This is a genomic window from Vibrio sp. SS-MA-C1-2 (assembly GCF_021513135.1).
Classification (GTDB): domain Bacteria; phylum Pseudomonadota; class Gammaproteobacteria; order Enterobacterales; family Vibrionaceae.
In genome coordinates this window covers 1,991,846-2,005,421 of the sequence record NZ_CP090981.1, presented here as the reverse complement: position 1 = coordinate 2,005,421, position 13,576 = coordinate 1,991,846, and the positions used below count along the sequence as shown (strand labels likewise).

The 13,576-nt window shown below is 38.3% G+C and carries 12 protein-coding genes and 1 pseudogene; 1 reads left to right on the top strand and 12 read right to left on the bottom strand.

Going from position 1 to position 13,576, the window contains the following annotated elements; all coding sequences use genetic code 11:
• Positions 1–19: 19 nt before the first annotated feature.
• From motA to L0B53_RS13495, 8 genes are all read right to left on the bottom strand, one after another.
• Positions 20–907: a flagellar motor stator protein MotA gene (gene motA / locus L0B53_RS13530; RefSeq protein WP_235060136.1), complete on the bottom strand. Its 888-nt coding sequence runs from the start codon at positions 905–907 to the stop codon at positions 20–22.
• Positions 907–1,605 carry a sigma-70 family RNA polymerase sigma factor gene (locus tag L0B53_RS13525; RefSeq protein ID WP_235060135.1) on the bottom strand — a complete coding sequence of 233 codons (699 nt, stop codon included), beginning with the start codon at positions 1,603–1,605 and terminating at the stop codon, positions 907–909. Before L0B53_RS13525 ends, motA begins: the two co-directional genes overlap by 1 nt.
• Positions 1,605–2,042, bottom strand: coding sequence for a hypothetical protein (locus L0B53_RS13520; protein ID WP_235060134.1), 438 nt, complete (start codon positions 2,040–2,042; stop codon positions 1,605–1,607). Before L0B53_RS13520 ends, L0B53_RS13525 begins: the two co-directional genes overlap by 1 nt.
• A gap of 4 nt (positions 2,043–2,046) precedes the next feature.
• The gene (locus L0B53_RS13515; RefSeq protein WP_235060133.1) at positions 2,047–3,363 is read right to left on the bottom strand and encodes a flagellar hook-length control protein FliK; all 1,317 of its coding nucleotides are present in this window, start codon (positions 3,361–3,363) and stop codon (positions 2,047–2,049) included.
• Positions 3,360–3,656 carry a hypothetical protein gene (locus L0B53_RS13510; RefSeq protein ID WP_235060132.1) on the bottom strand — a complete coding sequence of 99 codons (297 nt, stop codon included), beginning with the start codon at positions 3,654–3,656 and terminating at the stop codon, positions 3,360–3,362. Before L0B53_RS13510 ends, L0B53_RS13515 begins: the two co-directional genes overlap by 4 nt.
• Complete coding sequence (gene fliS, locus L0B53_RS13505) at positions 3,649–4,044, bottom strand: flagellar export chaperone FliS (protein WP_235060131.1); 396 nt, start codon at positions 4,042–4,044, stop codon at positions 3,649–3,651. Before fliS ends, L0B53_RS13510 begins: the two co-directional genes overlap by 8 nt.
• Positions 4,045–4,158: 114 nt before the next feature.
• Positions 4,159–5,490: a flagellar filament capping protein FliD gene (fliD, locus tag L0B53_RS13500; RefSeq protein ID WP_235060130.1), complete on the bottom strand. Its 1,332-nt coding sequence runs from the start codon at positions 5,488–5,490 to the stop codon at positions 4,159–4,161.
• Positions 5,491–5,665: 175 nt separating this feature from the next.
• Positions 5,666–6,742, bottom strand: a complete 1,077-nt coding sequence (locus L0B53_RS13495; protein WP_235060129.1) for a flagellin — start codon at positions 6,740–6,742, stop codon at positions 5,666–5,668.
• Positions 6,743–7,052: 310 nt separating this feature from the next.
• On the opposite strand from L0B53_RS13495, the pseudogene L0B53_RS13490 reads away from it, so the two are divergent.
• Positions 7,053–9,136, top strand: a pseudogene (locus L0B53_RS13490) (flagellar biosynthesis protein FlhA).
• Between the two features lie 285 nt (positions 9,137–9,421).
• On the opposite strand, the gene flgM reads toward L0B53_RS13490, so the two are convergent.
• The 4 genes from flgM to fliF form a co-directional block, all read right to left on the bottom strand.
• Complete coding sequence (gene flgM, locus L0B53_RS13485) at positions 9,422–9,700, bottom strand: flagellar biosynthesis anti-sigma factor FlgM (RefSeq protein WP_235060128.1); 279 nt, start codon at positions 9,698–9,700, stop codon at positions 9,422–9,424.
• A gap of 119 nt (positions 9,701–9,819) precedes the next feature.
• The gene (locus L0B53_RS13480) at positions 9,820–10,839 is read right to left on the bottom strand and encodes a hypothetical protein (RefSeq protein ID WP_235060127.1); all 1,020 of its coding nucleotides are present in this window, start codon (positions 10,837–10,839) and stop codon (positions 9,820–9,822) included.
• A gap of 33 nt (positions 10,840–10,872) precedes the next feature.
• The gene (locus L0B53_RS13475; RefSeq protein WP_235060126.1) at positions 10,873–11,880 is read right to left on the bottom strand and encodes a FliG C-terminal domain-containing protein; all 1,008 of its coding nucleotides are present in this window, start codon (positions 11,878–11,880) and stop codon (positions 10,873–10,875) included.
• Position 11,881: 1 nt separating this feature from the next.
• On the bottom strand, positions 11,882–13,570 hold the full coding sequence (gene fliF / locus L0B53_RS13470; protein ID WP_235060125.1) for a flagellar basal-body MS-ring/collar protein FliF: 1,689 nt from the start codon (positions 13,568–13,570) through the stop codon (positions 11,882–11,884).
• Positions 13,571–13,576 lie beyond the last annotated feature (6 nt).

Sequence of the window (13,576 nt, the reverse complement as noted above, 5' to 3'; positions counted from 1 at the left end):
TCTTATCGTAAAGATATTATTAATCTGCAGCCCGACGCTCTTGCTGAGATGTCGTGGCTAAATTTTCTATCACACCTTCTAACTCAGTAAACGTCGGTTTATAAGTTACTTCGATATGTCTACGCCCTGCATTGACACAAGAGTTCGCCGTTTTACCCATCGCATAAGCAATCACCATCGATTTAACGCACTGCAAAGGGGCAACTTGGCTCTCAGCAACATCTCTTAAACTTGCTGATAACGGGCCAAACATACAGTAACATCCGAAAATGCCCGTAAATGTTCCGACCAAGGCTGCTGCAATATTGCGTCCAATGACGGTAATTTCCGCGTCTAATCCTTGCATGGTTAAAATAATCCCCATTACCGCCGCAAGTATCCCAATTCCCGGCATAGATTCTGCCATTGCATGCATTTTTTCTGACGGTTTAACTAATTCAGCTTCGAGAACTTCAATCTCTTCTTCAAGTTCAGCTTCAAGTTGGTGATGATTTTGTTGCTGGCTAATACACTCTCGCAGAGTATCAATAATAAAGTTAAACGTGGTGCCATCTTTTACAATTTTTGGGTATTTATTAAAAATTGCACTGTCATTTGGATTTTCAACATGATTATCCAACACCTTAACATTCTGGCGTCGAGCCACATTGATCAACTCATACATTAAACAGAGAAGGTCGCGATAATAAGCTGCATCATAATAAGTCGAGCCAATAGATAACCTAATTTGACTCATCATGAGCTTGAGCGTATTCATGGATGATGATATGACCAATCCCCCAATCGCTGCACCGAAAATAATCATTAATTCGAGGGGTTTAAAAATAACACCAAAAGAACCACCCGCAGCAAAGAAACCACCAAAGACCACGGCGACAATAACGATAAATCCGACAATCTTCTGCATTAGTCTCTCCTTCCTAACTCAGCAATTAGTAATTTAACTGCCTTCTCTTTAATTCGTTGAATTTTGCCAATACTGAGATCTAAAGCGATGGAAACCTCTTCAAATCCTAACCCGACCTCGAACATCAGATACATGACCTTTTGTGCTTCTAATGGCATGGCTTCTAACTGCTGTTGAATTTCATCAACCAGTAATTCTCTGTCGACATCATCTAACTTCTCAACCACTAACTGATCAAGGTCTGTATCATCTTGTATCGATGAATAATTTAAAGCATTATGAAATTGTTGAGTTTCAATACCTAAATAAGCACAAATCTCACTATGTTCGGGGACTCTTTTTAACTTTTGACTTAACGTCATCTCTGCTTTGTTAATTTCTCTAATTAACTTACGTTTATTACGTTCAACAAAGTCTTGTCGTCTTAATTCATTAATTAATTCAAATCGAATTTTAACTTTTACTGACTTTTGGAAATCATCATTATCAATATGATTAAATTTTCTAAACTCTAAAATCAACGTCATCATCGCCGTTTGATAGAGATCTTCTAATGCCCCACTATCAAGCACTGCGCTATATTGTCTTAAGACGCTCTTCACAAAACCAATATGAGACTCTATCGCTGCCGTTTCTAACTGCATCAGTTCGGCAGAAGATTTAAGCTCCGTCTGTTGATAACTCTGCTTTAATAACATTATTGATAGATTGCTTTAGTTAATATAATTCGATTAATACGTGATTTCGTTGGCTGTTCTATTAGAATTTTGTCTAATTCCACTTCAACATTAGCGATAAAATCACGATTATAAAAATAACTTGGATCTTTGGTGGTCATCGATTTAATAATCACATTCTTAATTAAAGGCACATTGTCATTAATACCTTCTTTATCTTCTGGTGACATATATAAGGTTAAATCTAATAATAATAAACTTTGACGCTTGCCATTATTAATCGGAATAATTAAATTCTCGATAGAAAGAGGGACATCATGAATATCTACGCGACCTGGTAATTGCTCATCTAACATAGAAGCAAACTTCTGGCCTATCACACCATCCTTACCTTGGATGAAAAACATACCGCCAATGGTGCATGCAATCGAAACAATAATTATTAGAATAATCTTCATGTTGTTATACCCGTACTAAAAAATCCGTATTCTCATCAAGTTGGTTGTTAACTTGGGAGTTATTATCAGATATTATTGTTTCATCATCATGTGACTGTTGTGAAAAACTTGATGATTCCCGACTTCCCGATTCTTGATTAACGCTAACATCAACATTTAAAAAATTTTGATTGACCAATTCATTCCGTAAGCGTTCTGATGTTTGCTGAATCGCTTCTCGAACTGCACTGTTATTTGACGTGATTTGTATTGATAACTTATCACCATCTAGTTTTACCATTAAATCCAGCTTACCTAATTCGGGTGGATCTAATCTAATCGTTGCAACTGGTGTTTTGCTTTGTACTTGAAACGTCAGTTTATCCGCTAAGATAGAATGCAATTTGTTGGCAATGTCACCAGACGTACTATTTGAACTCACACCGACTTTAGCAACAAATTCCGCAGATGTTTGCCCTAGACTTGGCAGTAATAAACCATTCGGATCATTGTTCGAACTACGCGATAACCCGGCAGTATTAATATTTGAACTGTTTAAACTTGCTAAATTTAAACCTGATCCATTTTGACTAAGATGACCTTTTGCTGCCTTCATTTGTGAGATAAAGCTCGCCAATTGCGTTTTATTTACATCAACGTGTTGCTGATTTCCTTTGTCAACATTTAGTGAGCTATTTGCGTTAATATGACCAGTTACATTATTGATTGAAATAGGGCTTTGCTGTCTTTGCAAATACTGTTTAAAGTTACTCACTAACTGTTGGGTATTTAAATAGTCTTGGCTTCTTGATACTTCATTGGCATTAACGTCATTAACAGTAAACGGATTAATCACAGTCGATATAAGTTGATTAATGGTAATATTCTCACCAGAGCCGATATTATCCAAAACTTGTTGATTAACCATTAACGCTAATTGATTCAATTGGCTATTCGGATTACTTTCATCACTACTGTTTTCTGATAGATATTGGGATAGAAAACTAACAAGTTCTTCAGTCAGGTCTTTTAACTGATCATCTGATAAACCAGACAATGCTGTATCTAGATCGACAAGAGCTAGGTCTAAAGAAGCTAGATCGACTGAAACTAGGTCAACAGGAGCAGAGTCAAGACTTAAACTTTCTGTCAGTTTCTCGCTTTCTGTATCGCTAATTGCAGAAAAAAGAGATTTAAAATTAGTCTCGGCACCATTTGTAATTAAACTATCTTGTTCTCTGACGGCCCAACCTGTTGTGGACTGCTCTGTTATAGACCCTTCGCTAGAAGCTAACTTATTCGAAAACTGGGAAGAGTGATTGATATTCAATGATAAGCTCATATCTCCTCCCTGCCCATTTGAGTTTTAGCGTACGCTTTTTCGCGTATTTTGAGTTGAGAATTGTTCATCATACTTCCTTTTAACTCATGCAACTGCTGATCAATAAGTTTAGCACAGCGTAGATGAACTGCTTTTAATTCCACTAATACCGGTCTCAAGTCCGAATCATGTTGATCGACTTGAGATAATACTTTTGATAAGTAGAGACTCGATTTCTCTATCGCATCAATATCTTGTTTCGATTCTGCAACTTGGTAATGACGTAATAACTTAATTAACGTCTGTTTAGACATCGAGCACCGCCATTGCGCCTTCCCAACCCTCTTTTAACTCTTGCATTAACGCTTTAAGTTCAGGTAATCCTGAGGTATCTAAATCTTTAGAGGCGGCAAAAATAGAGGCAATACCGTGTTCGTACAGTTTATGAATATTAGTAATCAACTCATTGGGATTATCTAAATCCAGTGACGCATCTAACGCCGCTAAGATATCAATCGCTTTTTGCGCAGATTGAGATTTAGCTTCATAATCTTTATTGTCGATATGAAAACTTAAAGAATCAATCTCGACAATTAAGCGGTCATGCAACATACAGATAAGTTCAAAACTTGATGATACTGACGCATTGGCTTCCACTTGAACTTGAGCATAATTGGCTTGTTGGCGATTTCCTAATAACATATGGTTCCCTTCTTTTTTATCTATTTAAGCAATTATTTTTGATTAATTTTTTCTTTATTAATCATAGTTCAAGTTATTATTGATTTCCTATTATATTTCAAGCTATTAGTATCATTAGAATAAAAACTGCGACATCGTTTGATCCATCTGAGCTTGAATCATATTCAACTGAGTATATTGAGCCAAATATCGGTTGTAATTGGCTTCATACTTCATATCAAGTTTTTCTAATGAATCATTAATTCTGTCACGTTGTAAATCTAGCGTATCGGTTTTGTTTTTTAGTGAACCATCAGTAAAGTCGGTATAAGTATCTATCTTGTCTGACATCACATTGAACAGGCCAGCTTCACCAGTAAAGATCTCTTCAATGTTATAAAGGCTACTCGCCTCTTCAAACTTATCTTCATCCAACTCTAATTTGCCATCACGATCAATTTCCAAACCCAATGAAGAAAGGGAAACATCTTGGCTACCATCATTAAAGGTATCTCGCAGATAACTTTGTAACTGAGTTTTAATTGAACGAACAGAACTATCTGATGCAAGAATTCCGCGAGATTCATCTTCAGAGCCAGTCGTAGTTAAACTATTAATCTCATCGAGGAGGGTATTATATTCATCAACAAACTCTTTCATGCTTGCCATGGTGGTTGCTATATCACCACCTACGGTAAAGTTGGTTGCTACATCACCGGTTTCATGGGCTTTTTTAATCGTAACACTAGAACCTTCAATTAAATCTTCAAAAGTATTCGAACCATTGGTGAGTACTACAGATGAATTTTCTGAACCCAAATGAATCTCTGCATCTTGGCCTGCCACCAATTCAACTTGACCGTCAAACATATCGATGACATTTTGCCAATTCTTGCCTTCAAGGGTAAAGTTGTTATCCGCACCTTCTTCTGTCGAAGAAAAGACCATGGTAATTTCACCACCACTTTTAACCAAAGAAGCTTCAACTTGATCGCCCATCACCTCATTAAAATAACTGACAAATTCGATATAACTCGTTTCGCCATTACCATCACTGTCACCATCAAGAATAGAGAGCGTTGTCACTGAACCACCCACGGTAATATCTAATTTACCGCCACCACTCATTTTATCATTCACATCGGCCACACCTGCTGATACAGCAACTTGATGATTAGTGGCTAACTGCTTGACAAAGATATCTAGATTAGCAGAAGAAGCAGTACCCGAAGAAGCAACATCAAAATAACTGTCATCTTCGATTTTGACTTCACTTTGCTGGAGAGAAGAACCCGTTTTAGTAAAGTCATACATCTTATTTTCTAACGTGCTCAATGCAGACTTCAATTTTGAAATCGCACTGGTTTGTTGGCTAATTTGTGACAATTGTCGTGTATAACGTTGTTCAAAAGGGGCAATATCGTATTGGGCAAATTGTTGGGCAATACTTGCAGCATCGATATTCATAATGAACTCCTTCTCTACTTTTCTATTTCTTTATTTTGTGAAGTAATACGGGTTACTCTATTAATATAAATACTTTTTTATTCAATATTCATATTAATAGAGTAGTTGATAGTTTAACTACTCTATTATTTTTAATGGTCAACGTTGTAAATATCACCAACCATTAACGGTTCAATTATCCTAGCATTGACATTGCTAACTGTGGAACCATCTTAGTTGCACCCAGCATAGAAGCGCCAGACTGCATTAACATTTGTGATTTAGACATTGCACCAGATTCTGCGGCAAAATCTGTATCCATGATACGACCTTTCGCACCTTGAATATTCTCACTCATATTACCTAAATTAGTAATAGTATGTTCTAGACGATTAATTGTTGCACCAAATTGGGAACGAGTTGAACTTAAATCATTAACGAATGTTGACATTGAGTCAATAGCGTTTTGAGCACCAGCTTGTGAACCAATCCCCATTTCTTCAATTTGTGTAACTGTTGCTGTACTGGTAGTACCATCAGATGTTAATGTGAAACCAGCAGCTGCTGTATCGACTAAGCCAGAAATTATAGCATCATCACCAGCAGTCGCGGTACCAGCATCAACTTGAGCTAGAAAATCAGCATAATCAGTATATGTTCCAGTTACACCAGCACCTCCTGACGCTGCAGTATCTCTTGCTGCCAATAAATCAGATTGTAAGTCTGCAGCATCCGTTAAACTATTAATCGTTGTTCCAACAACACCTAGGTTAGACGATACATCAACATTAAGTTGTTCAGTACTCTGAGCACCAATCTGAAAGGTTACACCAGAAGAAAAACTACCGGCATTTGGGTCTAATAGAGCTTGTCCACCAAAATTGGTATTAGACATAATACTACTTAATTCATTTCCAAGTTCAGTATACTCTGCATCCATAGCAGCACGATCTGCATCAGATGCAGTACCATTTGCAGCTTGTGTTGCTAGATCTTGCATACGGAAAGCGATATTGGTCATCTCATCCATCGCCCCTTCTGCCGTTTGCATCATTGAGATAGCATCTTGTGCATTTTTAGACGCAACACCCATACCACGAGCCTGAGATTCAAGACGGTTTGCAATTTGAAGCCCTGCAGCATCATCTGAAGCAGAGTTGATACGGAAACCAGTAGATAGACGTTCCATAGACTTAGACAAGTCCATATTCGTTCCCTGTAGCGTGTTTTGTGCGACAAGGTTTGCATAGTTTGTTTGTACTGAAATACCCATAATGACTCTCCTGAGTTCTATTGGCAGCTGAAACCACTATTGGTTTTTCAACTGAATCTATTTATTCACTAAGATTGTTTTGAGTCGGTGTAATGACGTTTGTTGTTAAGCCTGTTTTTAAATTAGGTTATTAACCCATCATCATCACCTTTCAATTAGGTATTACGGCAACCGCATTTTTTTTATCGCTTTATTTTTAAATTTTTTACATAAAAATCACATTCATTACCAACAAATAAGATAATCAATTGAAAAAAAGAGAATTGTATGATAAATTTAAATTAATATTTTTTATAAAAAGATCGATAAAATGTTAAAAAACCTCCATCACATTCGTTCCAGTATTGCTATCCCTTTCGTCTTGTTGATGATTTTGGCAATGGTTATCCTCCCTTTACCCCTTTTTTGTTGGATGCCTTATTCACATTTAACATCACCTTGGCCATATTGGTGCTGTTAGTGAGTAGCACCATCAAAAAGGTATTGGATTTTTCTGTCTTCCCTACCTTGCTGTTAATCGCAACTTTATTGCGATTAACCTTAAACGTGGCCTCGACTCGAATCGTATTATTAGATGGTCATGAAGGGGGCGATGCTGCGGGTAAAGTGATCCAATCCTTTGGTGAAGTGGTGATCGGCGGTTCGTATGTGGTCGGTATCGTGGTCTTCATCATCTTAATGATCATCAACTTTGTGGTCATTACCAAAGGTGGTGAACGTATATCCGAAGTTTCGGCACGATTTACCTTGGATGCCCTACCCGGTAAACAGATGGCGATTGATGCAGATTTAAATGCCGGTTTACTCGATCAAACTCAAGCCAAAGCGCGTCGTAAAGAAGTGGGTGAAGAAGCGGAATTTTATGGTGCGATGGATGGAGCCAGTAAATTTGTTCGCGGTGATGCCATCGCAGGCTTATTGATTCTGTTTATTAACTTAATCGGTGGTATCTTAATTGGTATCTTCGAGTATGACTTAACCGCAACAGAATCGTTTCAGACTTACGCCCTATTAACTATTGGTGATGGTCTGGTTGCACAAATTCCTTCTCTTTTATTAGCCACGTCAGCTGCCATTATCGTTACCCGTATTAGTGATAACGATAATGATGTCGCGCAAACCGTGAATAATCAGATTTTAGCTCGCCCTGCGGTTCTTTATATGACAGCGGGGGTGATGTTTATTATCGGTAGTGTGCCAAATATGCCACACCTTGCCTTTTATTCTTTTGCTATTATTATCGGTTTTGTCGGTTGGAGGCAGAGTCAAAATAATGATGAAGACCAATTAGAACAGGCAGAACAAGCATTAACGCCGTTAAAAAATAACCTCGAAGATAGTGAAACCTTGGATTGGAGTATTATTCCTCAAGTGGATGCCATCTCGTTATCTCTTGGATTTAAATTAGTTTCTTTAGCGACTAAAAAGAAAAAGAACTCATTGATTAAGAGTATTCGAGGCTGTCGTAAAACCTTGAGTGAACAGATCGGCTTTGTTATTCCAGAAGTGGTGATCCGCGATGATCTGTCACTGCGTCCAAATCAATACTCAATTTATGTTGATGGTGACGAAATAGATCAAGGTGAAGTGCATACCGACCGAATGATGGCGGTCGGTATGGTCAATCATCCAGATCTAGACGGTGTGATCGGTAACGACCCAGCTTATAAACTTCCTGCTCTTTGGATATCTCCAGATGACAAAACCAAAGCAATCAACTTAGGCTTTCAAGTTATCGATGTCCATGATGTGATTGCCACCCATGTCAGTAAAGTGTGTGGTGAGCATTTAGCAGGGATCTTCAATTATGATGATGTTAAAGCCGTCAATGGACGATTAGCCGCTTATCATCCTGAATTAGCAGAAAATCTCACCACATTAGTGACACCCAATTTGCAGATGCAGGTTATTCGTCATCTATTGGTGGAGCAAGTACCGATCACCAATGTCCGAACCATTGCCAATACCCTGATTGAAAGCATCGATAAAACCAAAGATCCAATCCTATTAGCGGCAGATATCCGTGTTGCACTTAAGCGAACCATTGCTAATTTAATTTCTCCGCAATCGAAAAATATCAATGTTTTCTCATTTGGTCAGCAGTTAGAACAAGATATTCGTACCGCGATCAATCTTTCACAACAGAATGATGCCGCAGCCCCCCTTGATGGCGTTAATTTAGATCCGACTATTTTGCAGAAGTTTCAAAATAAAATGCCATCAATCGTTCAAACGATGCAAACCCAAGGCATGGTTCCGGTGTTATTAGTGACACCTGTTGCCCGACCGATTACCGCCAAATTAGCCAGAGCTTTTTCCAAAGAGTTAATTGTTTTATCGTTTAATGAAATCCCTGATGATTACCAATTAAATATCGTAGGAGAAATTGCGTAGTGTTTCAGACATAAACACATTCATCACCATTTAGAATAAAAAAGGCTAACTCAAGTGAGTTAGCCTTTTTTTAGAGATTTATCCCCAAAGTAATTGGAGGTGCTAGTAGGCGGCAAGTGAATGAGGCCCCATGAGTCTAGGTTTTCTATATGATTGGGGCGAATGAATATAGCCAACAACCTAGCAACTTCAAGTAAGAAGGGTATAAATAATTTTAAGTTCGGATAAAAAGTAAAATAGATAACACGATTGATTAAGACAATTTTGATTGAGAATGACAACATCTTATTTACGTACTAATGCTTCCGCCACCTTCTTCATCTCAAATTTCATTTCTCCACTCTCTATTTGTGCTTTGATCTGATTAATTTTGTCCATATCAACATCAGGGGCTGCATCAAAGAGCTTTTTGCTGGCTTTTAAGAGTTCGGCTTCTTTACCACTGATTTCAAGTTGCTTGGTGCGTTTTTTCTCATCAATGGGTTTATTGATCGGTGCTGCTGATTGATTGACTTTATTGGTCTGTTGTATGTGGGATACACCATCCAAACGTATATTGCTCATAAAAATCTCTCCATAAGTCGTGTTACCTAATTGGTATAACGGCAGAATGAATTATTTTTATCACTTTTACGACAAATAAATTAAAAATAATTTGAAATCGAATAAAAATGGTATAGCGGTCACAATTTTTTGTTATTAAGAAGCTTTGTCACATTAGTGCGATTAGGGCCTTGATACTGGCGATAAACCGACATCAGCGATACTTGAGGATCAGTAATAAATTGATGACGAATCATTGCAGCATCGGCAATACTGGATTGAGAACAGAGGGCAATTAAATGCTCAGAGGCTTGATTTTGGGATTGGCTATTATTTAGAGTTAATTGATAATTAGCTTGTAAGCCCTTGATAATAAGATCTACCTTTTCAGGTAACGCTTTATCATTCATATCTAAGGTAGTGATATTTTCTACTGTGACTTGATTGGGTATCACCTCAATGGTCATCGGTGTACCCGAGGCAAAACGACCGCCTTGACCTGAGACATAAACCACCCCATTCCACTTTCTCCACAATTGATCGTTCATACCAATAATCAGCTCTTTTTCACTACCGAGTTGCAGTTGTAATTGACTATAACCAAACATTAAACTGAATTTAGTGAACAGGGTTTGTTTTGATTCTGTGCGGTCAAAGGCTAACGGCACCATCTTATTATTGATATAAAGTGTGACGAGTTCATCGGTTAATCGTTCTCGATTCAGATCTAAACCAGGGATGGTAAATTCAATAAAACTGCTACTATTGCCTACCGCATTAAAGCTTGAATCTAAAATATAGTGACCGAAAAGTTGAGTATTCACCGCGGCCATGATCTGTTTTTTATAGATATCAACACGGTTCATGGAATCTGGCGTATATTCACCAGACAGTGCGATCTTTTTAATTTGTAGTAAACCAGAGAGGATTTGTTTAATTAATTCACGTGCTAACGCTAAACTACTGTGAATTTTGTGATTATCCGATAACTCCGCGATCAGTTGTGGTCTTTCACTTAACTGTAATTTAGGAAAAAGAGGTGTTGAAGCCTGCACCGCTGTTGAAGAGGTAACCGCTGCCGTTGATTTGGCTTTTTTTATTCGGCTAGTTTGAGCATTAACAGCTCCGCCAACCGACGTTTTAATACCTTGTGTTTTCACGGGTTATTCCATCTTCCCTATTCGAGTTTCAGATTACAGTAAACGCTGCTCATTGGTGAAATCAATTTTGATTTGGCCATCCGCCTGCATATCTCTAACTATTTCTAAAATATCTTTGCGCGCTTCTTCAACAACGGACACCGTAACCGCACCTAACATATCAATCTGTTCCTTCAGTGCATTGGCTGTTCGTGTTGGATAGGTATTAAAAATAAAGTTACGACGAGTATCATCAATCCCTTTGAGTGCTAATGCCCACATTTCGATAGTGACCTCTTTATTAATTTCATTAAAGGTCTCTAAACCTTGATTAAAGAGAGAGTTGAAATCGAACATCGCTTCTTCGATGGCGCCAGCTGCACTTTCATCTTGCTCATGGATATAATCAAATAAGCTCGCTTTATCACCTGGATAACGGTTAATAAGATTTGCCACAATTTCAGAGCCGTGAAGACTAAATGTGGTACTTGCGCGATAAGAACTTTGACACTTAGCGATTAACTCTTTAACCGAATCCACTAAAGAAGCGGTTAGAATTTCGGTTTTAGAGATCAAATAAATCAGTTTATTACACTCTTCAGTGCTGTACTCTTTTAAAACTTTAGGGGCGTAATCTAAAGGAAGGTGGGCGATGACCAAAGCTTGCATCGTAATATGTTCTTTCTTTAGATTAGAAACTAATAAATCCGCAGGTATCCATGCCAGCTTTTCCGCTTCCGCGCGAATCTCATCACCATAAATTTCTGAAACTAAATCTTTGGCTAAGTTACCGTTTAATGTTTTTTCTAACATATTGGTAATGTAATTACGTGTCCCACCCAAAATACCTGAGTGTTTTCGGAAATCGTCAAAGAATCGAGTTAAAGAGAGATGTGCATCTGACGCTTTAATGTCTGTCATATCACTCATCGCATGAGTAATACGCTTGATCTCTTCATGGCTAAAGCCTTGCATCACTTTAGAACCAATATCTTCACCCATGGTTAATATCATTAACGCGACACCGTGGACATTTTGGTAACCTTTATTATCTTCGCTCATCTTATGCATTCATCCAAGTTCGTAAGATTTCCGTCACTCGCTGTGGATCTTCTGAAGCAATCAACTTAAGGTGTTGAATCTGAACTTCAATAGGGCTATCCGCAGGTGGCAAATCATCTTCTAGGGCTTTAATTCCTGAGGCATCAATACCCAAAGAGTCCATTTTAGATTTAAGGGCACTCTCTCTGGCTTGTTCTGCTCGTGTTTCTATATCCACTTCAAATGGAGCTTCAGCCAATAACTGTTCAGGGGTTTTATTATGTGGATTAATCAAGTATTTAACTAACGGTCTAAGAACCAATAGAATCATTAATACACTTAGAATCAAAGCTATGATGTATTTTATTGGCTGAATAAGGCTGCTATTTTCAAACCAAGGAAGAGGTGTTGCTTCTTGAAATGATGCGGAAATAAACGGGAAGCTTTGAATATTAATCGAGTCACCACGCGCTTGGTTAAATCCAATTGCTGGCATTACAATTGCCTGAATATTATTAAGCTGCTCCGGCGTCCATATGCCCTCTGTATTCGCAGTGTCATTAAGAACAATTGCTACAGAGAGACGATTAAGAACACCTTGTTGATGAGTAATATGGGTAATTTTGCCACCTACCGCATATTTTCTATCGGTAGAGCTTTTTGTTACCGTTGAGTTGGTATCAGGCGCTTGATCGTTGCCTGTAACAGGTGGAGTATTACTCAATGCGCCAGGGATACCAAGTGCAACGGATGAGTCATTGCTATCGGTGGTTATCGATTCACTCTGAATTTTAGGCTCATCAAAAGTTTCTAATGTCTCTTCTCGTTTGGAAAAATCAATATCCGTTGAAACTTGAACTCGGAAGTTTGAAGCACCCAGAATCGGCGTTAACATATCCGATGCTTGCTTAACCAGACGGTTTTCTAGATTGGTTTTAAAATCACGCTGCTTTGATGAGGCAACCGTATAATCACCAGAAGAAGCATCATCAGACAGTAAACGCCCATATTGATCGACCACTTGAACATTTTCAGCTTTTAATCCAATGACGGCCCCAGAAACTAAATTAATAATCGAGTCAATTTGAGCTGGCTTAATATCCATTCCTTCGATGATATTGACAATAACTGAAGCTCTTGGTTCTTCTGCATCAGTTCTAACAAATAAGGTTTCTTTTGGAATCGCTAAATGAACACGAGCGAGGTTAATTTGGTCCATGGTAGTAATACTACGTGCTAACTCCCCTTCTAGGGCATGTCGATAACGTGCGGTCTCCATAAATTGACTTTCACCAATATTAGCCCCTGAATCCAATGATTCAAAACCGCTCGGCAGCTGCTCTTTTAACCCCTTTGCCGCTAACATCATGCGAATCTTAGCGACATTTTTTTCTACGACGAGTATTTGACCGTCATCGGAACTGAGTTGATAAGGGATATTTGATTCATCAAGAAGTTGTAAAACTTGGCTGGTATCGTAATTCGACGAGGAGCTATAAAGAGGACGATAACGCTCAGTGGAAGACCAAAGCAAAAGGACGATAATGGCAGCGATAATGGAGGCAAAAATAGTAATAACAACTAAGTTTCGTTGTGAGCTAGCCCAAAAAACACGGAAGTTACCCCCTATTTGCGAGAGTTTACTCTTTCCTTCTCCAGCGACCTTATTGGGCGTTGGACTTGTTAATGCGGGTTTCACTTCAGTTGCCATCTATTA

What these genes read in the sequence shown, in the direction of transcription:
- motA (WP_235060136.1), bottom strand. Translation starts at nt 907, where the DNA reads ATGCAGAAGATTGTCGGATTTATCGTTATTGTCGCCGTGGTCTTTGGT.
- L0B53_RS13525 (WP_235060135.1), bottom strand. Translation starts at nt 1,605, where the DNA reads ATGTTATTAAAGCAGAGTTATCAACAGACGGAGCTTAAATCTTCTGCC.
- L0B53_RS13520 (WP_235060134.1), bottom strand. Translation starts at nt 2,042, where the DNA reads ATGAAGATTATTCTAATAATTATTGTTTCGATTGCATGCACCATTGGC.
- L0B53_RS13515 (WP_235060133.1), bottom strand. Translation starts at nt 3,363, where the DNA reads ATGAGCTTATCATTGAATATCAATCACTCTTCCCAGTTTTCGAATAAG.
- L0B53_RS13510 (WP_235060132.1), bottom strand. Translation starts at nt 3,656, where the DNA reads ATGTCTAAACAGACGTTAATTAAGTTATTACGTCATTACCAAGTTGCA.
- fliS (WP_235060131.1), bottom strand. Translation starts at nt 4,044, where the DNA reads ATGTTATTAGGAAATCGCCAACAAGCCAATTATGCTCAAGTTCAAGTG.
- fliD (WP_235060130.1), bottom strand. Translation starts at nt 5,490, where the DNA reads ATGAATATCGATGCTGCAAGTATTGCCCAACAATTTGCCCAATACGAT.
- L0B53_RS13495 (WP_235060129.1), bottom strand. Translation starts at nt 6,742, where the DNA reads ATGGGTATTTCAGTACAAACAAACTATGCAAACCTTGTCGCACAAAAC.
- flgM (WP_235060128.1), bottom strand. Translation starts at nt 9,700, where the DNA reads ATGAGCAATATACGTTTGGATGGTGTATCCCACATACAACAGACCAAT.
- L0B53_RS13475 (WP_235060126.1), bottom strand. Translation starts at nt 11,880, where the DNA reads ATGAGCGAAGATAATAAAGGTTACCAAAATGTCCACGGTGTCGCGTTA.
- fliF (WP_235060125.1), bottom strand. Translation starts at nt 13,570, where the DNA reads ATGGCAACTGAAGTGAAACCCGCATTAACAAGTCCAACGCCCAATAAG.